Source organism: Modestobacter marinus (genome assembly GCF_019799945.1).
In the GTDB taxonomy this organism is placed as follows: Bacteria; Actinomycetota; Actinomycetes; order Mycobacteriales; family Geodermatophilaceae; genus Modestobacter; species Modestobacter marinus_B.
This window is the reverse complement of the sequence record NZ_JABGCH010000005.1, coordinates 167,978-191,058: the sequence shown is the minus strand read 5'-3', so window position 1 is coordinate 191,058 and position 23,081 is coordinate 167,978. Positions and strand designations below refer to the sequence as shown.

The following is a 23,081-nucleotide window of genomic DNA, read 5'->3' as shown; positions in this document are numbered from 1 at the left end:
GAGGGCCGCGATGACCACGCTCACCCGCCTGGACGCCGCACGCGAGGCGCTCCGCTCCGCCTGCGGGGACGTCGCCGACGCCACCCCCGCCGACGCCGTCGACGGCGTGCCCGCCGCGCTGGTCGCCCGGCCCGCGTCCACGGCCGAGACCGCCGAGGTGCTGCGCGCCGCCGCGGCCCACCAGCTGACCGTCGTCCCCCGCGGCCGCGGCACGAAGCTCACCTGGGGCCGGCCGCCGGAGTCCGCCGACCTCGTGCTGGACACCAGCCGGATGTCGCAGGTGCTCGACCACGCCGCCGGCGACCTCATCGTCGACACCCAGGCCGGCGCACTGCTGTCCGACGTGCAGACGACCGTGGGCAGCGCCGGCCAGCGGCTGGCGCTGGACGAGCCGGTCCCCGGCTCCTCGGTGGGCGGGATGCTCGCCACCAACGCCAGCGGCCCCGGCCGGGTGGCCGTGGGCACCGCCCGCGACCTGCTCATCGGGGTCACCGTGGTGCGCGCGGACGGCGTCGTCGCCAAGGCCGGCGGCCGGGTGGTGAAGAACGTCGCGGGCTACGACCTCGGCAAGCTGGTCATCGGGTCGTTCGGCACCCTCGTGGTGGTCACCGAGGCGGTGTTCCGGCTGCACCCGGAGCCGACCGCCCGTGGGTTCGTCACCGTGCCGTTCGGCACGGCCGAGGAGGCCTCCCGGCTGGTGCAGACCGTGATGAACGCCCAACTGGTGCCCGCCGCGGTCGAGGTCGACTGGCGGGCCGACGGCGCCGGCACGTTCGGCGTGCTGCTGGAGGGCACCCCGGCCGGTGTCGAGGGCCGCACGGCGGCCGCCGTGCGGCTGCTGGGCACCGGGGCGGAGGCCGCGGGACAGCCCCCGCACGGCTGGGGCGTCCCGCCCTGGGACGACGACGCTCCCGACGGTCCGCGCCCCACCGCGCTGAAGCTCACCTGCGCCCTGTCCGGGCTGGGCCCCGTGCTGGGGTCGCTGCGCCGGGCCGCCACCGGGGCCGGGGTCCCGGTCGCGCTGCGCGGCTCGGGGGGCGCCGGCGTCCAGTACGCGACGCTGCCCGGCAGCGCCCCGGTCGACGCCGTCGCCACGGTGGTCACCCAGGCGCGGGCCGTGTGCACCGAGCACGGAGGGTCGCTCGTCGTCCTCGACGGCAGCCCGGAGACCAAGGCCGGCGTCGACACCTGGGGGCCGGTCCCGGCCATCGACCTGATGCGCCGCGTCAAGGAGCAGTTCGACCCGGAGCGCCGGCTGGCGCCCGGCCGGTTCGTCGGAGGCATCTGATGGCACAACCCACCCGAGTCCAGTCCGACGAGCCGCAGTCCGATCCGCGGAAGGCCGGCGCGCAGGCGCACGGCCCCGTGCCGATCGGGTCGCCCACCGCGCGGCCCGCCTTCGACGACGAGCACCCACCGTCGGCCGAGCTCATCAGCGACTGCGTGCACTGCGGCTTCTGCCTGCCGACCTGCCCCACGTACACGCTGTGGGGCGAGGAGATGGACTCCCCGCGCGGCCGGATCGACCTGATGAAGGCCGGGCTGCAGGGCGCGCCGATGACCGACTCGATGGTCCAGCACTTCGACGCCTGCCTGGGCTGCATGGCCTGCGTGACCGCCTGCCCCTCCGGCGTCCAGTACGACAAGCTCATCGAGGCGACCCGGGTGCAGGTCGAGCGGCACCACACCCGCAGCCCCGGCGACCGCGCGATGCGGGCCGCGATCTTCGCGCTGTTCCCCTACAAGCGCCGGCTGCGGGCGCTGCGCGGTCCGCTGCGCGCCTACCAGGCCAGCGGCCTGCCGAAGGTGGTCCGGCGCAGCGGCCTGCTCGACCGGCTGGCCCCGAAGCTGGCCGCCATGGAGGGGCTCGCCCCGGTCCTGGAGAAGCGGGAGAAGCTGCCGGAGCGGGTGCCGGCCGTCGGGCAGCGGCGGGCCGTCGTCGGCATGCTCACCGGCTGCGTGCAGGGTGAGTTCTTCCCCGGCGTGAACGCCGCGACCGCCCGGGTCCTCGCCGCGGAGGGCTGCGACGTCGTCATCCCCCGCCGGCAGGGCTGCTGCGGGGCGCTGTCGGTGCACAACGGCCGCCAGGAGGAGGCCGAGCGCTTCGCCCGCAGCACCATCGACTCCTTCGAGGCGGCCGGCGTGGACACCGTCGTGGTCAACGCGGCGGGGTGCGGGTCGAGCATGAAGGAGTACGCGGAGGTCCTCGCCGACGACCCGGCCTACGCCGAGCGGGCTCGGGCTTTCGTCGCGAAGGTGCGCGACGTCTCCGAGTACCTCGCCGAGCTGGGCAGCGTCGCCCCCCGGCACCCGCTCGAGGTGACCATCGCCTACCACGACGCCTGCCACCTCGGGCACGCGCAGGGCATCCGCCAGCAGCCGCGGGCCCTGCTCCGGGAGATCCCCGGACTCCAGCTCAAGGAGATCCCCGAGGCGGAGATCTGCTGCGGGTCGGCCGGCATCTGGAACGTCCTCAACCCCGAGCCGGCCCGCGAGCTGGGCGACCGCAAGGCCCGGAACATCGCCTCCACCGGCGCGACGCTGCTGGTGACGGCGAACCCGGGCTGCCTGATGCAGGTCTCCTCGTCGCTGGAGCGGCAGGGCACTCGGATGGGGCTCGCGCACACCATCGAGGTCCTCGACGCCTCCATCCGCGGGCTGCCGCTCAGCACCCTCGGTCCCCAGTAGAAGGGCCCCGCCCCACCGCTCGCGCCGACCCCCTGCGGGAGGCCGACCAGCACGAACGCGCCTCCAGTTGCACCCGGTCAACCGGACCGCCACGCTCCACCCGGCACGCCTGTCCCTGCTCACGACGAGGTGAGACGTTGTTCGAACAGGTCCTCGACCCGGTCGGCGGGTCGCTCGGGCTCTCCGCCCTCTGCGCCACCCTGCCGTTGATCACCCTGTTCGTCCTCCTGGGGGCGCTGAAGGTCAAGGCGTGGATCGCCGGCCTGGTGTCCCTGCTGGTCGCCATGCTGGTGGCGGTCGTCTTCTACTCGATGCCGGTCGACCAGGTCGTGCTGAGCGCGACCGAAGGTGCCGCGTTCGGCTTCTTCCCGATCCTCTGGATCGTGATCAACGCGATCTGGGTCTACAACCTGACGGTCGAGACCGGCCACTTCGACGTGCTGCGCCGCTCGTTCGAGAAGGTGAGCCCGGACCAGCGGATCCAGGCCATCATCATCGCCTTCTGCTTCGGCGCCCTGCTCGAGGCGTTGGCCGGCTTCGGCACGCCGGTGGCGATCTCCGTGGTCATGCTGATGGCGCTGGGCTTCGCGCCGCTCAAGGCCGCCGTGGTCGCCCTCATCGCCAACACCGCACCGGTCGCGTTCGGCGCGCTGGCCACCCCGATCATCACCCTGGCGACCGTGACCTCCGGGGTCAACGACGACCCCCGTCTGACGACGGAGGTCCTCGGCGCGATGGTCGGCCGGCAGACGCCGATCCTGGCCGTGTTCGTGCCGCTGCTGCTGGTCTTCGTCGTCGACGGCAAGCGCGGGCTGCGCCAGACCTGGCTGCCGGCGATCGTGTCCGGCATCGCCTTCGCGATCGCCCAGTTCATCGCGGCCAACTACATCTCGGTCCCGCTGACCGACATCATCGCCGCGCTGGTGTCCGCCGCCGCCGTCGTCGCCCTGCTGCGGGTGTGGAGCCCGGTGGAGTCCCCCGACCTGGCCCGCCACGACGCGCCGGTCGGTGGCGGGTCGGCCGGGGTGACGGCCGACGAGACGCTGGGCGGGCGCCCCGGCGAGCAGGACGCGCGGGACGACCACGCACCGGGCAGCGGACGACGTGCCGGCGGCGGGTTCGATGCGGGGGGAGCGGTCCGCGACAGCGGGTCCGAGGTCTTCAAGGCCTACTCGCCCTACCTGATCATCATCGTGATCTTCTCCGTGTTCAGCCTCGCTCCGGTGAAGGCGTTCTTCGCCGAGCAGCCGTGGACCTACCTGCTCGCCTGGCCGGGGCTCAACGTGTTCGGCCCCGGCTCGGACACGGAGCTGTCCTCCACCAACTACAACCTCAACTGGTTCTCGTCCGCCGGCACCCTGATGATCTTCGCCGGCATCCTAACCATGCTGGTGCTGAAGATCTCCCCGGCCCGCGGGCTGAAGGCTTACGGCCGGACGTACGCGGAGCTCAAGTGGGCCATCGTCACGGTGATGGCGGTGCTGGCGCTGGCCTACGTGATGAACCAGTCGGGGCAGACCACCACGCTCGGCGCCTTCCTGGCGCAGACGGGCGCCTTCTTCACCTTCCTGTCCCCGATCCTGGGCTGGATCGGGGTGGCGGTGACCGGGTCCGACACGTCCGCGAACGCCCTGTTCGGCGCCCTGCAGGTGCAGACCGCCGCCCGGGCGGGCCTGGACCCGGTGCTCCTCGCGGCCGCCAACACCTCCGGTGGAGTGCTGGGCAAGATGGTCAGCCCGCAGAACCTCGCGATCGCCGCCGCGGCGGTGGGGATGGCCGGCCGGGAGGGCGAGATCTTCCGGAAGGTGTTCGGCTGGAGCCTCGTCCTGCTGTTCTTCATGTGCGTGCTCGTGGTGCTGCAATCGACGGCGGTGCTCGGCTGGATGATCCCCGGCTGAGCCGAAGGAACCCGGCGCAGACGGGCCCGGTCCCCCGTGGGGGGGCCGGGCCCGTCTGCGTTCCGGGTCGGTCGCTAGACCTCCGGGTGCCCGCCGACCTCGGCCTCGCGCTCCTCACCCAGTCGGTTGAGCCGGCCGAGCAGCTCGGCCAGGGTGGCGACGTCGCGGGGTTCCCAGTCGGAGAGGTCGGCCTCCCAGCGGGCCCGGCGGGCGTCGCGCAGCTGGGCCAGCCGCCGGTGACCCTCGGCGGAGATGGAGAGCACCTGCGCGCGGCCGTCGGCCGGGTCCGCCGCGCGGTCGACGAGCCCGAGGTCGACCAGCGAGGCCACCTGGCGGCTCACCGTGCTCTTGTCCAGGCCGAGGCGGGTCACGACGTCGCTGGCGCGCAGGGCCCCGGCGTCGTCCAGCAGGACCAGCAGGCCGTACGCCGCGCCGTCCAGGCCGCGGTGGAGCTCCCCACCCAGCCGGCCGCTGATCGCCCGCGACCGGCGCAGCAACAGGGCGACCTCCCGCTCCAGGGCGACGAAGGCCGCGTGGCTGTCCAGCTCAGTGCTCACGCTCACGCCCGTTCCGACGTGCGACCGGGACGCATCGTTCCCGGCCCGGTCAGGACGACGGGCGCCAGACCACCAGCGCCGAGCCCGACGAGCGCGGCACCAGGTCTCGCCGGTACGTCGCCGCGACCGCCGACTCGGCCGCGATCCGCCGGGTCTCGGAGACCTCGAGCTCGTGCAGCAGCTCGGTGACCCGGGTCTGCAGCGCCTCGACCCGCGACTCGAGGTCGATGATCCGCTTGATCCCGGCCAGGTTGACGCCGTCCTCCTGGCTCAGCCGCTGCACCTCGCGCAGCAGCTCGACGTCGCGCGGGCTGTACCGGCGACCGCCGCCGGGGGTCCGCCCGGGGCTCACCAGGCCGAGCCGGTCGTACTGGCGGAGGGTCTGCGCGTGCATGCCGGCCAGCTCGGCGGCCACCGAGATGACGAACACCGGGGCGTCCTCGGCGAAGCCGCGGCCGGTGTCTGACGTGGTCATCGGGAACCTCCCTCACGCAGGGCTGCGGTGATCTCCGGGCGCGGGTCGTCGGGCAGCTCGGCGGCGAGCTTCTCGACCGCCTCACGGGCGCCGGGCGTGAGCCGGGTGGGCACGGCCACCTCGACGGTGACCAGCAGGTCCCCGGAGTGGCCCTTGCCGTGCACGCCGCGGCCCCGCACGCGGAAGGTGCGGCCGCTGGACGTGCCGGCCGGCACCTTGAGTGACACCGAGCCCTCGAGGGTGGGGACGGTGAGCGTCGTGCCGAGGGCGGCCTCGGCGAACGAGATCGGCACGGTGAGCGTCAGGTCCTCGCCGCTGCGGCCGAACAGGTCGTGGCCGCTCACGTGGACGACGACGAACAGGTCACCGGCCGGGCCGCCGCGGCGCCCGGGCGCACCCTTGCCGGGCAGCCGGATTCGCTGACCGTCCTTCACACCCGCCGGGATGCGCACGGTGATCGTGCGGACCTGGGTGGTGACGCCGCTGCCCCGGCACTCGGCGCAGGGGTCGTCGACGACCGAGCCGGTGCCGCGGCACTCCCGGCACGGCTCGGAGAAGGCGAACGCACCCTGGCTGCGACTGGTGACCCCGGCGCCGTTGCACACCGGGCAGGTGTGCGGGCTCGTCCCCGGCCGCGCGCCGGTGCCGGCGCAGGTCGGGCAGGTACCCGGGCTCTGCATCCGCAGCGGCACGGTCACGCCCAGCACGGCCTCGTCGAAGGCGAGGGTCGCCTCGGTCTCGACGTCCTGGCCGCGGGCCGGGCCGGACGCCGCCTGGCTGCGCGTGCGGGCGCTCGCGCCGGGGCCCGCGGCGCCACCGAACAGGCCACCGAACAGGTCGCCCAGCCCTCCGGCACGCCCCGCGCCCGCGCCGGCGCCGTTGAGCAGGTCACCGAAGTCGAACGTGGTGCCCCCGGCACCACCGGGGAACCCGCCGGGGAAGCCGGCGCCGGGCGCGCCGGCACCGGGGCGGAACCCACCGGCGCCGAACAGCCGCCGGGCCTCGTCGTACTCGGCCCGCCGCTTGGTGTCGGAGAGCACGTCGTAGGCCTCCGACACCTCCTTGAAGCGGGTCTCGGCCTGCGTGTTCCCGGGGTTCTTGTCCGGGTGGAGCTCGCGGGCGAGCTGCCGGTATGCCTTCTTGATGGCCGCCGCGTCGGCGTCCTTGGGGACGCCCAGGGCGGCGTAGTAGTCCTTCTCGATGAAGTCCCGGGTGCTGCTCATCGGGCGCCTCCTCTCTGCAGTGCTGACGGGGTGCCGGCCCGGTCCCCGCCGTGCGGGGACCGGGCCGGGTGGAGCGCTGGGCTCAGCGGGTCGCCGGGTCCTCGCCCGGCTGCCCGTCGGCCGGCTCCGCGGTCCCTGCCGCCTCCGCCGTCGCGACCGGCTCTTCCGTCCCGACCGGCTCCGCCGTCGCGACCGGCTCCGCCGCCGGGGCGGCCGCCTGCTCGGGGTCGGTGACCCCGACCATCGCCGTGCGCAGCACCCGGTCGCCCCGGCGGAAGCCCGGGCGCAGCACCGTCGTGGCGGTCGGCACCGTCACCTCCGTGGAGGTGTCGTGCAGCACCGCCTCGTGCAGTGAGGGGTCGAACGGGTCACCGGGCTTCCCGAAGGACTCGACGCCGAGTCCGTCGAGCAGCCCCAGCACCCGGTCGGCGACGACCTTGAAGGCACCGGTCAGGTCACCGTGGTCACGGGCCCGCTCGATGTCGTCGACGATCGGGAACAGCTGCCCGGCGAAGCGCTCGGCGGCCTGGTCGACGACCAGGACGCGGTCGCGGTCCACCCGGCGCCGGTAGTTGGCGTACTCGGCGGTGACCCGCTGCAGGTCCTCGGTCCGCTCGGCCAGCTGGCGGGCGAGCTCCTCGTCCACCGGCGGGGCCTGCTCGGCGACCGAGGCCGCCCCCATGTCGTGCTCGCTCATCTGCTCTCCCTGCGCCACCCGGGCGCCGGTCGGGTCGATGCGCCGCTTGTCGCGGATCACGACCCGCGGCGCCTGCTCGTCCTGCTGGCTCATCGCTCACCCCCGGGACCGCCGGCCCGGGACCCCGGGCCGGCGGTCATGGAACCCAGCGGCGTCGTCACCGCTTGTCGGTGTCCTCGTCGACGATCTCGGCGTCGACGACGTCGTCGTCCGAGGACGTCGTCGCACCGGTGGCGCCGGCTCCGCCGGCCGCTCCGCCGGTCGCGCCGCCGAAGCCCGCGCCACCCGGCTCGCCCGCGGCACCGGCACCGGCACCGGCGCCGTCGGCCTGGGCCTGCGCGTAGAGCGCGCCACCGACCTCCTGGGAGACCCGGGCGACCTTCTCCTGCGCCGCCTTGATCGCGGCGATGTCGGAACCGCCCAGCGAGGAGCGCAGCTCGGTGAGGGCCTCGCCCAGCTCCTCCTTCTTGTCGGCCGGGATCTTGTCGCCGTTCTCCGCCAGGAACTTCTCCGTCTGGTACTGCAGCGACTCGGCCAGGTTGCGGGTCTCGGCCTCCTCGCGGCGGCGCTTGTCCTCCTCGGCGTGCGCCTCGGCGTCCCGCATCATGCGCTCGATGTCGTCCTTGGGCAGGGCGGACCCGCCGGTGATCGTCATCGACTGCTCCTTGCCCGTGCCGAGGTCCTTGGCGTGGACGTGCACGATGCCGTTGGCGTCGATGTCGAAGGCGACCTCGATCTGCGGCACGCCGCGCGGCGCCGGCGGCAGGCCGGTCAGCTCGAACATGCCGAGCTTCTTGTTGTAGGCGGCCATCTCGCGCTCGCCCTGGAACACCTGGATCTGCACGGACGGCTGGTTGTCGTCGGCCGTGGTGAAGATCTCCGAGCGCTTGGTCGGGATCGTGGTGTTGCGCTCGATGAGCTTGGTCATGATCCCGCCCTTGGTCTCGATGCCCAGGGACAGCGGGGTGACGTCGAGCAGCAGGACGTCCTTGACCTCACCGCGGAGGACACCGGCCTGCAGCGCGGCGCCGACGGCGACGACCTCGTCGGGGTTGACGCCCTTGTTGGGCTCCTTGCCCCCGGTCAGCTCGCGCACGAGCTCGGTGACGGCCGGCATGCGGGTCGAGCCACCGACGAGGACGACGTGGTGGATGTCGCCGAGCTTGACACCCGCGTCCCGGATCGCCTGGTTGAACGGGGCCTTGGTGCGGTCCAGGAGGTCCTGGGTCATCCGCTGGAACTCCGCGCGGGTGATCGTGACGTCCAGGTGCAGCGGGCCCTCGGCGCCGGCGGTGATGTAGGGCAGGTTGACGTTGGTCGACTGCGCGCCGGACAGCTCGATCTTGGCCTTCTCGGCGGCCTCCCGGAGCCGCTGCATGGCCAGCTTGTCCTTGGACAGGTCGATGCCGGACTGAGCGTTGAAGGTCTGCACCAGGTGCTTGACGACCCGCTCGTCCCAGTCGTCGCCACCGAGCCGGTTGTCACCGGCGGTGGCCTTGACCTCGATGACGCCGTCACCGATCTCCAGCAGCGACACGTCGAACGTGCCACCACCGAGGTCGAAGACGAGGATCGTCTGCTCGGTCTCGCCCTTGTCCAGGCCGTAGGCCAGCGCGGCCGCGGTCGGCTCGTTGACGATGCGCAGGACGTTCAGGCCCGCGATCTCACCGGCCTCCTTGGTCGCCTGCCGCTGCGCGTCCTCGAAGTAGGCCGGGACGGTGATGACGGCGTCGGTGATCGGCTCGCCCAGGTAGGTCTCGGCATCCCGCTTCAGCTTCTGCAGGACGCGGGCGCTGATCTCCTGCGGGGTGTACTGCTTGCCGTCGATGTCGCCGGTCCTCCACGTCGTGCCCATGTGGCGCTTGACGCTGCGGATGGTGCGGTCGACGTTGGTGACGGCCTGGTTCTTGGCCGACTGGCCGACCAGGACCTCGCCGTTCTTGGCGAAGGCGACGACCGACGGGGTGGTGCGCGAGCCCTCGGAGTTCGCGATGACGGTGGGCTCACCGCCCTCGAGGACCGCGACGACGGAGTTGGTGGTGCCCAGGTCGATTCCGACCGCTCGAGTCATGGAATGCCTCTCCTCTGTTGCGGGTGGGGTGATGCTGGTCTAGGGCCGAGGGACCACGAGTCGCCTTGCGCCGGGTCCGCTCAACTTTCCTGCCCACCGTAACGGCAGGCCCGGACGGGGTGTTCCCCGGGGGTCCGAATTTCTCACCTGCTCGCGGCGCGTGGAGCACCGGGCTCGCGCCGGCGCTGCCGTACTCGGCGTCCAGCGGGAGCCCGGCGATCTTCGCGCGAGGCCACACTCGCCGCGTGCACCGCGCCCTCCGCGCCCGCGCCGAGCAGCGACTCGGCGTCTTCACCGCCCCCGAGGCCCTCGCCACCGGCTACCGGCTACCGGCGGGACGAGATCTCCGGAACGCCTGCTCCTCCGGCCGGTGGGTGCGGCTGCGCCGTGGGGTCTACGCGACCGTGTCCGACGTGACCCGCGTCGAGAGCCGGGGCGGGCGCCATGCCCTCGACTGCTCCGCGTCGCTGGCGTTCCTCGGTCGTCCGGACACCGTGGTCAGCCACGGCTCGGCGGCGCAGCTGTGGGGCTGGCCGACCCACCAGGACCTGGACCGCACCGTCCGGCTGATCGACCCCCGGCAGTGGCGGCGGGGCGACGGCTGTCGTCCGGAGACCGCGCCGTCCGCCACCGGCTGCCGATCACCGCACCGGCACGGACGCTCGTCGACTGCGCCCGCGAGTGGCACCTGGAGGACGCGGTCGGGGCCATGGACGCGGCCCTGCTGTTCGAGCACGTGACCACCGGGGCGCTGGTGCGCGCGGCCGCGGCGGCGCAGCGCTGGCCCGGCGCCTCCCGGGCCGTGCGCGCGGTGACCCTGGCCGACGGGCGGGCCGAGTCACCGCTGGAGACCCGGGGACGGCTGCGCGTGGTCGGGTCGGGGCTTCCGGTCTTCCAGCCGCAGGTGGAGATCCGGGCCGGTCGGCAGCTCCTGGCCGTGGTCGACGGCTGGTACGACGACGCCGCCCTCGCGGTCGAGTTCGACGGGCAGCTGAAGTGCACGGCCCCCTGGCGGGACCGCACTCCGGCGCAGGTGGTGTGGGACGAGAAGCGACGGGAGGACGAGCTGCGCGCTGGGCATCCGGTTCCTGCGCCTGGCCGCCGTGGACCTGGGGTCGCGCTGGGGAGCCCAGCAGGACCGGCTGCGCCGGCGCTGGGGGACCCGCCCTCGGGCGCGAGTCCGGCGACGCGGACGCACCCCCGTCGCGGCCGGACGGCGGGAATCCGTGTTACCGACGAGTAGCCTGTGGCCGCCCGGATATCGTCCGTGCCGGGTGGGCGACGTCGCCCCGCACCCGCGCTCGAGAGGGAGCCCATGGGCCCGCTTCAGATCGTCCTCGGCACGCTGACCGTGCTCCTGCTCATCGTGTCGGTGGTCTACGCGACCAAGGCCGTGCGGGCGATGCTGCGGATCATGCGGACCGGCCAGCCCGACCCCGGCCGCACCAAGCCAGTGGGCAAGCGCCTGAAGACGCTGGTCATCGAGTCGCTGGGGCACACCCGGATGCTCAAGTGGTCGGCCATCGGCGTCGCCCACTGGTTCGTCTTCGTCGGGTTCTACGGCCTGTTCCTCACCCTGGTCGAGGCGTTCGGCGAGGTGTGGAACCCGGCGTTCCACCTGCCGCTGATCGGCGAGTGGAGCCTGTGGAACCTCTTCGTCGACGTCATCGGCACCGGCACGACCCTGGGCATCCTGTACCTCATCGTCCGGCGGCAGCTCGACCACCCCCGCCGGCAGGGCCGCAGCAGCCGCTTCGCCGGGTCCAACGAGGGCCGCGGGTACTTCGTCGAGGCCGTCGTCCTGGTCATCGGCGTCTGCATCCTGACCATCCGCGCCATCAAGGTCGCCGCCGGGCTCACCGACGCGCCGGCCTGGTCGCACCCGGTCTCCGGCGCCCTCGCCACCCTCGTCCCGGCCAACCCGGACCTGCTGTCGGTGGTCGCCTTCGTCAAGGTCGTCGTCAGCCTGGTCTGGCTGATCGTGATCTCCCGGATCCTGAACTTCGGCGTCGCCTGGCACCGGTTCAGCGCCTTCTTCAACATCTACCTCAAGCGCGACCCCGACGGCGCCCCGGCGCTCGGCCCGCTGCCGCCGATGATGAGCAACGGCAAGCCGATCGACTTCGAGGACCCCGGCGACGACGACGTCTTCGGCCGCGGCAAGATCGAGGACTTCACCTGGAAGGGGATGCTGGACTTCACCACCTGCACCGAGTGCGGGCGGTGCCAGAGCCAGTGCCCGGCCTGGAACACCGGCAAGCCGCTGTCGCCGAAGATGGTGGTGATGGACCTGCGGGACCACCTGTACGCCAAGGCCCCGTACCTCACCGGCGCGACCAAGGCCTCCGACGAGGCGCCGGACTTCGCCGACTTCACCACCCTGGAGCCCAGCGACCAGCAGGTGTGGGCGTCCGGCTACGCCCGGATCGAGGGCACCAACGACGCCCAGGCGCACCGCCCGCTGGTCGGCACCCTCGAGGAGGGCGGGGTGATCGACCCCGACGTGCTGTGGAGCTGCACCAACTGCGGCGCCTGCGTCGAGCAGTGCCCGGTCGACATCGAGCACGTGGACCACATCAACGACATGCGTCGCTACCAGGTGCTCGTCGAGTCCAGCTTCCCGAGCGAGGCCGGCGTCATGATGCGCAACCTGGAGAACCGCGGGAACCCGTGGGGCGTGGGCGGCAACGTCCGCGAGGCATGGATGAAGGACCTCGACTTCGAGGTCCGGCAGGTCGACGGGCAGATCGAGGACGACGTCGAGTACCTGTTCTGGGTCGGTTGCGCCGGCGCGATCGACGACCGCGCGAAGAAGGTCACCAAGGCTGTCGCCGAGCTGCTGCACATCGCCGGCGTGGACTTCGCCGTCCTCGGCTCGGGCGAGACCTGCTCCGGTGACCCGGCCCGCCGGATGGGCAACGAGTTCCTCTTCCAGCAGCTGGCGATGGAGAACGTGGAGACGCTCAACGCGGCCTTCGAGGAACGGCGGGCCGGACGGCGGAAGATCGTCGCCACCTGCCCGCACTGCTTCAACTCCCTCGGCCGCGAGTACCCGCAGCTGGGCGGCGACTACGAGGTGGTCCACCACACCCAGCTGCTCGGCAGGCTCGTCGAGGAGGGCCGGCTCACCCCCGTCACGCCGGTCGACCGCAAGGTCACCTACCACGACCCGTGCTTCCTGGGCCGGCACAACAAGGTCTACACACCGCCCCGGGAGATCCTCGACTCCGTGCAGGGCCTGCGCACCCAGGAGATGCACCGCTGCAAGGACCGCGGCTTCTGCTGCGGCGCCGGCGGCGCACGGATGTGGATGGAGGAGAAGATCGGCAAGCGGATCAACGTCGAGCGCACCGAGGAGGCGCTCGAGCTTGATCCCGACGTCATCTCCACCGCGTGCCCGTTCTGCATCACCATGCTGTCCGACGCGGTCACCAGCAAGCAGCAGGCCGGCGAGGCCAAGGAGCACGTCGAGGTGCTCGACGTCAGCCAGATCCTGTTGCGCTCGCTGGCCCCGGTCGGGGCGCCGGGCACCGAGTCCGGCCCGGGTGTCGGCACCGAGCCCGACGACCCGGCGGGCACCGGGTCCGCCGCCACCCAGTGAAAGGACCACCCTTCCCCCCACGCCTCGCGAGCTCGGCGCGGGCCCCTGAAGGGTGGCCATAGGACACTGGCCCGGTGACGGCCTTCTTCGGCGGGGACCGCGGCCGGGTCGACCCTCAGCTGGCCGCGGGCAACCGCCGCACGCGCATGCACTACGCCCGCGACGTCAACGACGAGCGGGCGCTGGCCTTCGAGGACCGGCCGCCCGTCCGCCGCGGCGGGCACTGGACGCTGCTCGCCGTCCTGGTCGTCGTCCTGGCGGTGCTGGCGGTGGCCGGCAGCCGGGACGGCGACGAGGTCCCGCTGGCCGCGGACTGCGACACTTCGGCGATCGGGGTCTCGAGCAGCGTCGTCACGGCCGGCACCGTGCTGCGGTACCGGCTCACCGGCCCGGACGACGCCTCCTACGTGGTCACCCTGGACGGCGAGGCGGTCCGCGGGGACGCCGGCAGCACCGTCACCTACACCGCCACGCCCGCCGGCCCGGCGCTGCGGCTGCGGCAGTGCCTGAGCCCGACCCTGGCGCTGGCCGCCCCGGCCGGGGACGGGCCGCACGAGCTCGCCCTGCTGCGCGTGGCCGGGGACGGCACGACCGAGCAGCTGACGGCGGTGACGGTGACCGTCGAGGGGACCCGGTAGTAGAAGAACCACCCTGCCCCCCCGGGAAGGACCCCGCGGTGGGCGCCTGCAGGGCGGCCACGGACTGATCGGGTAGACATCCTCGTGCTCCTCCACCTGCGCATCACCGCGCCACCCGACCGGGTCGACGAGGTCCTCGACCTGCTCGACCGGCACGTCGGCGTGGTCCACCTCGTGCACCTGCCCGGGGTGGTCCGCCGTCCCGCCGGCGACCTCCTCCTGTGCGACGTCGCCCGGGAGTCGGTGGACGGCCTGGTCGACGCCCTGCAGGCGGCGGGCGTGGAGGAGCACGGCGGCATCTCGATCGAGTCGGTGGACTCCACGCTGTCGCACACCAGCGACGAGGCGGTCCGGCGGGCGCCCGGCTCCGGTGCCGACGCCGTCGTCTGGGACCAGGTCATCGAGGCCGCGGACGCCGAGTCGAAGCTGACGGTCACCTTCGTGACCTTCCTGACCATCGCGTCCCTGCTCGCCGCGATGGCCATCGTCACCGACTCGGCCGTGCTGCTGATCGGCGGCATGGTGATGGGCCCGGAGTTCAGCCCGCTGGCCGGCATCGCGCTCGGCATCAGCCACCGGAGCCGGCGGCTGGTCCGCCAGTCCACCCGCACGCTCGTGCTCGGGTTCGCCATCGCCACCGCGCTGACCATCGTGGCCGCGGTGGCGATGCGGCTGGCGGGTTGGGCGAGCGTCGCCGACCTGCTGGCCGAGCGACCCGAGACCGGCTTCATCACCCGCCCGGACCGCTGGTCCTTCCCCGTTGCCTTCGTCGCCGGCGCGGCCGGGATGCTGGCGCTGACCTCGGCCAAGTCCAGCAGCCTGGTCGGCGTCTTCATCTCGGTCACCACCGTGCCGGCGGCCGCCGCCTTCGCCCTGGGCGTCGCCTTCGGCGACTGGATCGACGCGGTCCGGTCGGCGCTGCAACTGGGGATCAACGTGCTGGGCATCCTGCTCGCCGCGCTCCTCACCGTGCGCACGTTGCAGGCCCTGTGGCGCCGCGCCCCCTGCACCCGGCCGCGGGGCGGGAGGGCGGGCTCCGCCGTCGCCTGAACCGGTCGCCACGGGGTGGCTCCGGGACGCCGGCGACACCTGGAGGACAATCCGGGCACGTGACCCGTACCACTGCTCCCGCACCGCCCGCCGCCACCCGACGCGGGCTCCTCGTGGTGGGGACGGCGATCGTCCTGACCGGTTTCAACCTGCGCACCTCGGTGAACAGCGTCGGTCCGGTGCTCGAGGAGGTCGAGCTCGGCCTGGGCATCTCCTCCGGCCTGGCTGGGCTGATCACCAGCATGCCGGTGCTCTGCTTCGCGGTGATCGGCTTCGCCGGACCGCCGCTGGCCGCCCGCTACCGGGACGGGCACGTGCTCGCCGCGGCGCTGCTGGTCATGACGGCGGGCCTGGTCGGCCGCGTGGCGACGACCTCGGTGTGGCTGTTCCTGCTCGGCACGGTGGCCACGATGGCCGGCGGTGCGCTGGGCAACGTGCTGCTGCCGGGGCTGGTGAAGAAGTGGTTCCCGCACCGGACGGGCCTGCTGGTCGGCGCCTACGGCACCGCCATGGCCGTGGGCGGCGCGGTCGCCGGCGTCTCCACGGCGCCGATCGCCGCGGCGACGGGCGCGGACGGCTGGCGCTGGGGGCTGGGGATCTGGGCGGTGTTCGCGCTGCTCGCCGCGCTGCCGTGGCTGCTCGTCCCGCGGCACCCGCGGGCGACGCAGGGCGGACACACCGCCGTCCGGCTGCGGGCGCTCGCCAGCAGCCGGCTCACCCTGGCCATGGCTGCGTTCTTCGGCCTGCAGGCCATGCAGGCCTACGTGATCATCGGGTGGACGGCGCAGTACCTGCGCGACCAGGGCATGTCGGCGGCCGCGGCGGGCGTGCTGGTCGGGGTCAACGCGCTGATCGCCATCCCGCTGAACGCCGTCGTCCCGATGGTCACCGTCCGGGCGCACCTGCAGCGCCCGATGCTCGCCGGCTTCATGGCCTGCTACCTCGCCGGCTGGACCGGCCTGCTGCTCGCGCCGCTGACGCTGAGCTGGCTGTGGGTGACCCTGCTGGGTCTGGGCATGGGCACGTTCGCCATGGCGCTGACCCTGTTCGGCCTGCGCGGCCGCACCCCGGAGTCCGTGGCGGCGCTGTCCACGGTCGCCCAGGGGCTGGGGTACGCCGTCGCCGGGATCGGCCCGCTGCTGGTCGGCCTGCTGCGGGGTCTCACCGGCGGCTACACCGGCATGTTCGTGCTCGTCTACGCCGGCGTCGCCCTGCTGTTCGTCACCGGCTGGGTGACCTGCCGGGAGCGGTACGTCGACGACGAGGTGCCCGGGCTGACCGGTGCGGCCGGGCCGCAGCCGGCGGCGGAGGTGGGGGTCGCCGGGACGGAGCCGCCGGTCACCGTCCTCCCGCCACGGCGGTGACGTTCAGCCGGCCAGCTGCAGCGCCCGCAGCAGCTGCACCGTGCGGTCCCGGGTGATCTGCGGCGACCGGGTGAGCAGGGCGACGGCGACGACGTACTCGTCCTCCCCCGCCCAGCCGCGGCCCTCGGCGGTAAGCCGCGCGATGTGCTCGCGCACCTTCGGCTCCCGGCTGTAGGCGCCGAACTCCAGGCCCATGGCGAGGAAGTTCGCCGTCCGGTAGCCCAGCGCCCCGGCGCAGGCCAGGGTCGCCGCGGGGTCGGAGTAGCTGGGCAGCGCCATGAGGACGTGGTCGAACCCGGCCCGCACGAGCCGCAGCGCCAGGTCGTTGCCGTACCAGCCGCCCCACAGCTCGGGCATGAGCAGGTCGCCGTCGGGAGCCGGGATGTACGGCGGGTTGGCGATGACGGTGCGGGTCCGATCCGCGCCCGCGCCCGCCGCCCAGGCGAAGAAGTCGCCGTGCTCGACGGTGTAGCGGTCCCCCACGCCCAGGCCGGCGATGGTCCGCCGGGCCCGCTCGACGGAGGTGGCGCTGATGTCCGTGCCGTGCACCCGCAGCCCCGGGACGGCGCGGACCACGTGGGCGATGGCCCGGGCGTCGCCGCTGCCGAGCTCCGCCACCCCCTCGGTCTCCCAGGGCAGCACCGACGCGTACTGGGTGAGCAGGAGCTGGACGCCGAAGGCGTAGTGCGCGGACTCCTCCGCGCAGTCGAAGAAGCCGTCGACGACGTGGTCTCCGGAGCGCGGTGGCAACAGAACGGCGGTGTCCCGGGGGTCCATGACGGACTGTTGCCCAGTAACACGCCTCGTCACCCCGTACCGGGTTGTGAGTTCACCCGACCGTGCGTCGGCGCCGGTCGTCGCCACGGTGGATCGCCGCGCGACGGCGTCCGGTCGCCTACCGTGCCGGGACCCCGAGCGGAAGGCGACCAGCCGCGATGACGGTGCCGGACGGACGCATGTTCATGACCCTGCGACGGCCCGACCGCACCGGCGCGCCCCGGATGGCGCCGGAGTTCGCGCGGGCGCTGCGCGCCGACGGACTCGACCTGACCCTCGTGCACGGCCCCCTCCCCCGGACCGGGCCGAGCATCCTGCCCGACGTCGCCGGCCTCGGTGTCCGGGCCGTCCTGGAGCCACGGCTGGAGCGGCCGTGGGACCCCCGGCTGATCCGCGCCCTGGCCGAGCGGGTGCGCCGCGACGGCGGCCGCTGCGTCATCGGGGTCAACCAGAGCGACCGCGCGCCGGCCCTGCTGGCCGCTGCCCGCGCCGGCGTGCCCGGGGTGCTCATGGTGCAGAACCAGCACCGCTTCTACGGCCGCGCCCGCTGGCCGCCGGGAAGCGGCGCAGCCACCGGGCCGTCGTCGCCCGGCACACCACCCTCGCCGTCTGCACGTCCACGGTGGTGCGCGACGAGATGACCGCCTTCGGCGTGCCGGCCGAGCGCTCCGTCGTCCTGCCCAACGGCATCTCCGTGACGGTCCCGCTCGCGCTGACCGGGGCCGAGCGGGCTCGCCTGCGGGAGGAGATGGCCGCCGGCGAGGGCGACCTCCTGCTGCTCAACGCGGGCCGGCTGGACCCGCAGAAGGGACAGGACCTGCTGCTCGCGGCCCTCGACGGCGTCCCCTCGCCGGTCCACGTCGCTCTCGTCGGGGACGCCGTCGCGGCGCGGCGGACGGCGGACCACGCGACGCTCCTCCACCGGCAGGTCCAGCGTCTGGGCCTGGAGCGCAGGGTCAGCTTCCTGGGCTGGCGGGATGACGTCCCCCGGTTGCTGGCGGCGGCCGACGGCTACGTGCCCACCGCCCGCTGGGGAGGGCCCCGCGCTGCCGCTCTCGGTCCTGGAGGCCATGGCCGCCGGCTGCCCCACCGTCTTCACTGACTGCTCGGGCCGACCGCCGGTGTTCGAGGAGGGCCGGGACGGGCTGCTGGCCCGCAGCGAGGAGCCGACCTCCATCCGGGAGCGGATCGCCGAGCTGACCGCGATGTCCCCCGCCGACCGCGCGGCCATGGGCGCGGCCGGGGCCCGGCTCGTCCGGCGCACTACCGGGTCGAGGACCTCGGCCGCACCTTCAGCGGGCTCGTCCGCGGTGTGCTGGACGCCGGATGAGTCACTTGATCGGCCGCCCGCTCCGGCCGGGGTCAGGCCAGCGGACTCGCCGGGTCCGGACGGCGGGTCTCGGCCCGGCTGAAGTTCCGGAACGAGCGCGAGGGCGTCGGGCCGCGCTGGTCCTGGTACCGGGACCCGTACAGCGACGAGCCGTAGGGGTGCTCGGCGGCCGAGGTCAACCGGAACAGGCACAGTTGCCCGATCTTCATCCCCGGCCACAGGGTGATCGGCAGGTTGGCCACGTTGGACAGCTCCAGTGTGATGTGGCCGCTGAACCCGGGGTCGACGAACCCCGCGGTGGAGTGCGTGAGCAGACCGAGCCGGCCCAGCGACGACTTGCCCTCGAGCCTTGCGGCGAGGTCGTCGGGGATGCTGTAGACCTCCAGCGTCGAGCCCAGCACGAACTCCCCGGGGTGCAGGACGAACGGGTCGTCGCCGTCGGGTTCGACCAGTGTGGTGAGGTCGTCCTGCTGCTGCGCCGGGTCGATGTGGGTGTACCGGGCGTTGTTGAACACCCGGAAGAAGCGGTCGAGCCGGACGTCGATGCTCGAGGGCTGCACCATCGCCTCGTCGAAGGGCTCGATCCCGAGCCGGCCGGTGGCCAGCGCGGCCCGGATGTCGCGGTCGGACAGCAGCATGGCTGCGGAGTCTAGGGACCACGGCCGGACGCCGGTCCACGGCTCCGGGCGGTCAGCTGCCGACGTGGACCGCGAGGCGCACCGTGACGGCGTGGAGCGGGCGGCGGCGAGGTCGGCAGGTGCCCGGACGATGCGGCCGGCGCCACGGCCGAGCGAGGACGCCCTTCCCCGGCAAGCGCAGGAGTTCGTCTCCCGCATCGCTGCGCGGTGTGGAGGTCGGGCTCCTCGCGCGTGAGGCTCACGGCTGTCGACCGTCCCGACGACCCTCGGCCCGGCCGCGTCGTTCCGCGTTGAGCCGGGCGGCCTGTCGCGTGAGGTGGTCGCGTTCGGGGAGGTTGGGCGCTGCTCGGGCGGCGTCGGCGTAGAGCCGTGCCGCGGTCACCGGGTCCCCGTCCCGCTCGTGCAGGTACGCCGCGACCGCGGCGTGGCGGGGCAGGGCGGGGTCGAGCTGCGCCAGGGCGGCTAGGCCGGCCCGCGCGCCGTCCGCCTCGCCGACCGCGACGGCCCGGTTGAGGCGCGCGACCGGGCTGCCGGTCAGCCGCACCAGCTCGTCGTACCACTCGACGATCTGCACCCAGTCGGTCTCCTCGGCCGTGCGCGCGTCGGCGTGCAGGGCGGCGATGGCGGCCTGGGCCTGGAACTCTCCCAGCCGGTCGCGGGCCAGAGCGGCCTGGAGCACGTCGACCCCCTCAGCGATCAGCTGGGTGTCCCACCGGCTGCGGTCCTGCTCGGCGAGGGGCACGAGACTGCCGTCGGGGCGGGTCCGCGCGGGGCGCCGCGCGTGGTGCAGCAGCATGAGCGCGAGCAGGCCCGCCACCTCCTCGTGCTCGATCCTCGCCGCCAGCTGGCGGGCGAGCCGGATGGCCTCCGCGGCGAGGTCGACGTCGCCCGAGTAGCCCTCGTTGAAGACCAGGTAGAGCACGCGCAACACCGTGCCGACGTCCCCGGGCTGGTCGAACCGGACGCCCGAGACGGTCCGCTTGGCCCGGCTGATCCGCTGGGCCATGGTCGCCTCCGGCACGAGGTAGGCCTGCGCGATCTGACGCGTGGTGAGCCCGCCGACCGCGCGCAGGGTGAGGGCGACCGCCGAGGCCGGCGTCAGGGACGGGTGGGCGCACAGGAAGTACAGCTGGAGGGTGTCGTCCACCTCGGCGCCCGGCCCGGGCGGCGGCTCGAGATCGACGCGGACCTCGCGCCGCTGCCGGGAGGTGTCGGCGCGGACGGCGTCGAGGAACCTGCGCCAGGCCACCGCCACCAACCATGCCCTAGGGTCCCGCGGCGGGTCGTCCGGCCAGACGCGCACGGCTTCGACCAGGGCGTCCTGGACGGCATCCTCGGCCGCCGCGAAGTCGGCTCCGCGGCGGCCGAGGATCCCGATCACGGTGGGGATGAGCGCCCGAAGCAGGGACTCGTCCACCGCGCGTCACTCCGTGATGGTCGGCGGCGCGCCCAGGAAGGGACGCACCTCGAGCCACTCGTGGATCGGCCTGCCACCCGCACCCGGAGCCGCCGACAGCTCGCCGGCCAGCTCCAGCGCCCGCTCGGGGGTGTCGACGTCGATGACCATCCACCCGGCGATCAGGTCCTTGGTCTCCGCGAACGGGCCGTCGGTGACCGGCGGGCGCCCCTCGCCGTCGTAGCGGACGAAGGTGCCCTCCGGGGAGAGCGCCTGGCTGTCGACGAACTCACCGGTGCCCTCGAGCCGGGCGGCGAAGTCTTCCATGTACTGCACGTGGGCCGCGACCTCCTCCGGCGTCCACTGGTCCATCGGCACGTCGTTGACCGCCGCCGGCGCGCCCCGGTAGTGCTTGAGCAGCAGGTACTTGGCCATCGTGTTCTCCTCGGTGGGTACGGCCCAGTGTGGCCGTGTGCACCCCTGGGACGGAGCCGCGCCGGGGTTCTCGACATCCCACCCGCGGATTCCTCGTCCCCGTGCCCCGTGGTTGACCGGACCTGCGGCGATGCGGCACCGGGTTCCTCGTGCGAGACGACGACGCGACCGATGAGTTCCTCAGTGCTTCCGAGTCGCTGGTTCCAGGACAGGCTGACGGCATTTAACCGGCAGCTGGTTCGCGCACCGGGCGGGCGGGACCAGCAGCACGATCGAGAGGAAGGGCGTACCGGCATGGTGGATGCTCCGTCGACCGATCACGACGACGTCGGGCTTCCGGAGGTGGTCTCTCCGGCTGAATGGCGCGCGTCGTTCGAGGCGCTGTTGGCCAAGGAGAAGGCGCTCACGGCTGCCCGCGACAAGTTGTCCGCCGAGCGGCGGCGGATGCCGATGGTGCGCGTCGACACCGACTACCGCTTCGTGGGGCCCCAGGGCGAGGTGGGCCTGCTGGGACTCTTCGAGGGCCGCCGGCAACTCATCGTCTACCGCTTCTTCTACGCGCCCGATGTCGAGGGCTGGCCGGAGGGAGCGTGCTCTGGCTGCTCCATGTTCGCTGACGGCGTCACACATCCCGCGCACCTGAACGCGCGCGACACCACCCTCGCCTTCGTGTCGGCCGCGCCTCAGGAACGGATCGCGACCTACCGCGAGCGGATGGGATGGAGCGTGCCCTGGTACACGCTCATCGGTGACGACTTCTCCCGTGACTTCGGCGTGGAGGAATTGTTCGGCCTGAACGTGTTCATCCGAGACGGTGATGAGGTGTTCCGCACCTACTTCGTCAACGGCCGCGGCGTGGAGGCAGTCGGACCCACGTTCACCTTGCTCGATCTCACACCGCTCGGTCGCCAAGAGACCTGGGAGGACTCCCCGGCCGGTCGCCCGCAGGGTGAACCGTACGTCTGGTGGCGGCTCCACGACGAGTACGCCCACGCTCACTGAGCGCAGCGATCACCCTGCCCCGCACGCGGACCCTCGACTCCTCACCTGCGAGGCTGCGGCTACGTCCGCGGTCGCCCGAGCGCGCGCTGTCCGGGGATGGCTCGACGGCCGGAACGACCCGTGTACGATCTCCGAGAGCGTTCACCGACCGGCGGGCTTCGCAGCCACGCAGGGCGGAGAGCCTCCGCGGGTGTAGTTCAATGGCAGAACATCAGCTTCCCAAGCTGACAGTGCGAGTTCGATTCTCGTCACCCGCTCTCCGCGGAGCCGATCGCCGCCGACCGACCGGGTCAGGCCAGCCGGATCGTCGCTCCCACGCGGATCTCCCCGTCCCCGAGGACGTCGGCGCGCAGCCCGCCCCGGTGGATGAGCGGTCGCAGGACCCCCGGGCCGCTGAGCCGCTCCAGATGTGAGCACGGCTCGCACAGCCGGCGCCCCGCGCACACGACGTCCCCGATCCGGAACGTCCGTCCCACCAGGGCGTTGACGTCGATGCCGCGGGTGAGGACGTTCCGCCGGGTGCCGGCGAAGTCCAGGGCGTGCCCGGCGGCGGCCAGCTCGTCGAGGACCTCGCCGGCCACCAGCGTGAGGTCGTACCCGGGTCGCCGGTCCGCGCGCGGGCTGAACGTGCCGGCGCCGACGGCATAGCGGTCGCCGTCGAGACCACGACCGGAGCGCGCCTGCGCGACCTCGAGCAACTGCATCGGGGCCTCCGCCGCGGGCGCCACGGCGAGGCCCTCGACCGTGCCGCACAGGTCCGGCTCGGCCCACCGCCGGTGCAGCACGGGATCGAGGGACGCGACGGCATGGGCCTGCCGGATGCGGAGGTCCGACGTGGCCCGGCCCAGCAGGGCGGGCGCCTGCGGGCTGAGCACCACCCCCGGCGGCGTGCCGAAGGCCAGCACGGCGACCTCCGCCGGGCCGGTCGCCCCGCCCGCCGGGTCCTCGACGACGGCGATCCACCAGCCGGCCCACTGGAAGCGCTGCGGATCGGCGATGGGCACCAGCCCCGATCCGTGCCCGGCCAGCCAGGTCCGCCAGGCGCCCAGCGCGTGCGCCAGGTCGTCGCCGGCCAGCGGCAGGTCCGTCACCGGGACCTCGGTGACCGACGCCAGGCAGGCGGCGAACCCCCGGGTCAGCGCACCCGTCGCCGGTCCGGGCGGGAGCTCGACGTCGATCACGGGCACCTCCTGGGCAGTTCCGGTCCACCGGTCGACGGGGCCAGGCTACGGGCCACGCTG

Annotated in this window: 23 protein-coding genes and 1 tRNA gene; 14 read left to right on the top strand and 10 right to left on the bottom strand. The window is 73.5% G+C overall.

All coding sequences use genetic code 11. The annotated features are described in order from the left end of the window. Positions 1-10 precede the first annotated feature (10 nt). The 3 genes from HK417_RS07390 to HK417_RS07380 all read left to right on the top strand — a co-directional run bounded on the left by HK417_RS07390 (position 11) and on the right by HK417_RS07380 (position 4,586). Complete coding sequence (locus HK417_RS07390; protein WP_222264908.1) at positions 11-1,288, top strand: FAD-binding oxidoreductase; 1,278 nt, start codon at positions 11-13, stop codon at positions 1,286-1,288. Beyond that, positions 1,288-2,688 (top strand): (Fe-S)-binding protein, encoded by a 1,401-nt coding sequence (locus HK417_RS07385; protein WP_222264906.1) that lies wholly within the window; start codon positions 1,288-1,290, stop codon positions 2,686-2,688. Before HK417_RS07390 ends, HK417_RS07385 begins: the two co-directional genes overlap by 1 nt. 137 nt (positions 2,689-2,825) lie before the next feature. After that, on the top strand, positions 2,826-4,586 hold the full coding sequence (locus tag HK417_RS07380) for an L-lactate permease (RefSeq protein WP_222264904.1): 1,761 nt from the start codon (positions 2,826-2,828) through the stop codon (positions 4,584-4,586). A gap of 74 nt (positions 4,587-4,660) precedes the next feature. On the opposite strand, the gene HK417_RS07375 is transcribed toward HK417_RS07380, so the two are convergent. The 5 genes from HK417_RS07375 to dnaK form a co-directional block, all read right to left on the bottom strand. Next, the gene (locus HK417_RS07375) at positions 4,661-5,149 is read right to left on the bottom strand and encodes a MarR family winged helix-turn-helix transcriptional regulator (protein ID WP_308123430.1); all 489 of its coding nucleotides are present in this window, start codon (positions 5,147-5,149) and stop codon (positions 4,661-4,663) included. A gap of 43 nt (positions 5,150-5,192) precedes the next feature. Beyond that, the gene (locus tag HK417_RS07370; protein ID WP_222264902.1) at positions 5,193-5,618 is read right to left on the bottom strand and encodes a heat shock protein transcriptional repressor HspR; all 426 of its coding nucleotides are present in this window, start codon (positions 5,616-5,618) and stop codon (positions 5,193-5,195) included. Then, positions 5,615-6,841 carry a molecular chaperone DnaJ gene (dnaJ, locus tag HK417_RS07365; protein ID WP_222264900.1) on the bottom strand — a complete coding sequence of 409 codons (1,227 nt, stop codon included), beginning with the start codon at positions 6,839-6,841 and terminating at the stop codon, positions 5,615-5,617. The genes HK417_RS07370 and dnaJ overlap by 4 nt, the downstream gene beginning before the upstream one ends. Positions 6,842-6,923: 82 nt before the next feature. Then, positions 6,924-7,631: a nucleotide exchange factor GrpE gene (grpE, locus tag HK417_RS07360; RefSeq protein ID WP_222264898.1), complete on the bottom strand. Its 708-nt coding sequence runs from the start codon at positions 7,629-7,631 to the stop codon at positions 6,924-6,926. 64 nt (positions 7,632-7,695) lie between these two features. Next, the gene (gene dnaK / locus HK417_RS07355; RefSeq protein ID WP_222264896.1) at positions 7,696-9,609 is read right to left on the bottom strand and encodes a molecular chaperone DnaK; all 1,914 of its coding nucleotides are present in this window, start codon (positions 9,607-9,609) and stop codon (positions 7,696-7,698) included. Between the two features lie 245 nt (positions 9,610-9,854). On the opposite strand from dnaK, the gene HK417_RS07350 reads away from it, so the two are divergent. From HK417_RS07350 to HK417_RS07325, 6 genes are all read left to right on the top strand, one after another. After that, entirely contained in the window at positions 9,855-10,349 is a 495-nt protein-coding gene (locus tag HK417_RS07350) for a type IV toxin-antitoxin system AbiEi family antitoxin domain-containing protein (protein WP_222264894.1), read from the top strand. Next, complete coding sequence (locus HK417_RS07345; protein WP_222264892.1) at positions 10,319-10,852, top strand: hypothetical protein; 534 nt, start codon at positions 10,319-10,321, stop codon at positions 10,850-10,852. Before HK417_RS07350 ends, HK417_RS07345 begins: the two co-directional genes overlap by 31 nt. A gap of 72 nt (positions 10,853-10,924) precedes the next feature. Next, positions 10,925-13,210: a (Fe-S)-binding protein gene (locus HK417_RS07340; protein WP_222264890.1), complete on the top strand. Its 2,286-nt coding sequence runs from the start codon at positions 10,925-10,927 to the stop codon at positions 13,208-13,210. A 74-nt stretch (positions 13,211-13,284) separates the two neighbouring features. Then, positions 13,285-13,848 carry a hypothetical protein gene (locus HK417_RS07335; RefSeq protein ID WP_222264888.1) on the top strand — a complete coding sequence of 188 codons (564 nt, stop codon included), beginning with the start codon at positions 13,285-13,287 and terminating at the stop codon, positions 13,846-13,848. An 84-nt stretch (positions 13,849-13,932) separates the two neighbouring features. Further along, positions 13,933-14,898, top strand: coding sequence for a DUF389 domain-containing protein (locus tag HK417_RS07330; protein ID WP_222264886.1), 966 nt, complete (start codon positions 13,933-13,935; stop codon positions 14,896-14,898). A gap of 59 nt (positions 14,899-14,957) precedes the next feature. Further along, entirely contained in the window at positions 14,958-16,262 is a 1,305-nt protein-coding gene (locus HK417_RS07325) for an MFS transporter (protein WP_222264884.1), read from the top strand. 3 nt (positions 16,263-16,265) lie between these two features. Here the strand turns inward: HK417_RS07325 and HK417_RS07320 are convergent, their stop codons facing one another. After that, positions 16,266-17,039, bottom strand: a complete 774-nt coding sequence (locus HK417_RS07320; RefSeq protein WP_222264882.1) for a methylase — start codon at positions 17,037-17,039, stop codon at positions 16,266-16,268. A 185-nt stretch (positions 17,040-17,224) separates the two neighbouring features. Here HK417_RS07320 and HK417_RS07315 point away from each other — a divergent pair, with 185 nt between their 5' ends. From HK417_RS07315 to HK417_RS26895, 3 genes are read left to right on the top strand one after another with little or no spacing between them, the layout of a single operon-like run. Continuing rightward, positions 17,225-17,680: a hypothetical protein gene (locus tag HK417_RS07315; protein WP_222264880.1), complete on the top strand. Its 456-nt coding sequence runs from the start codon at positions 17,225-17,227 to the stop codon at positions 17,678-17,680. Beyond that, entirely contained in the window at positions 17,665-18,141 is a 477-nt protein-coding gene (locus HK417_RS07310; RefSeq protein WP_222264878.1) for a glycosyltransferase, read from the top strand. Before HK417_RS07315 ends, HK417_RS07310 begins: the two co-directional genes overlap by 16 nt. Next, positions 18,110-18,451 carry a glycosyltransferase gene (locus tag HK417_RS26895; RefSeq protein ID WP_222264876.1) on the top strand — a complete coding sequence of 114 codons (342 nt, stop codon included), beginning with the start codon at positions 18,110-18,112 and terminating at the stop codon, positions 18,449-18,451. The genes HK417_RS07310 and HK417_RS26895 overlap by 32 nt, the downstream gene beginning before the upstream one ends. Here HK417_RS26895 and dcd read toward each other — a convergent pair. The 3 genes from dcd to HK417_RS07290 form a co-directional block, all read right to left on the bottom strand. Then, on the bottom strand, positions 18,402-19,007 hold the full coding sequence (gene dcd, locus HK417_RS07300) for a dCTP deaminase (protein WP_222264874.1): 606 nt from the start codon (positions 19,005-19,007) through the stop codon (positions 18,402-18,404). The genes HK417_RS26895 and dcd overlap by 50 nt on opposite strands. A gap of 238 nt (positions 19,008-19,245) precedes the next feature. Further along, on the bottom strand, positions 19,246-20,424 hold the full coding sequence (locus HK417_RS07295; RefSeq protein ID WP_222264872.1) for an RNA polymerase sigma factor: 1,179 nt from the start codon (positions 20,422-20,424) through the stop codon (positions 19,246-19,248). A gap of 6 nt (positions 20,425-20,430) precedes the next feature. Beyond that, on the bottom strand, positions 20,431-20,838 hold the full coding sequence (locus tag HK417_RS07290) for a YciI family protein (RefSeq protein WP_222264870.1): 408 nt from the start codon (positions 20,836-20,838) through the stop codon (positions 20,431-20,433). A 171-nt stretch (positions 20,839-21,009) separates the two neighbouring features. On the opposite strand from HK417_RS07290, the gene HK417_RS07285 reads away from it, so the two are divergent. Further along, a complete protein-coding gene (locus HK417_RS07285; RefSeq protein WP_222264868.1) occupies positions 21,010-21,840 on the top strand; it encodes a DUF899 domain-containing protein in 831 nt (276 codons plus the stop codon). 186 nt (positions 21,841-22,026) lie between these two features. Then, positions 22,027-22,097, top strand: a tRNA-Gly gene (locus HK417_RS07280). 33 nt (positions 22,098-22,130) lie between these two features. Here HK417_RS07280 and HK417_RS07275 read toward each other — a convergent pair. Next, positions 22,131-23,021, bottom strand: coding sequence for an MOSC domain-containing protein (locus HK417_RS07275; RefSeq protein ID WP_222264866.1), 891 nt, complete (start codon positions 23,019-23,021; stop codon positions 22,131-22,133). Positions 23,022-23,081: the final 60 nt, after the last annotated feature.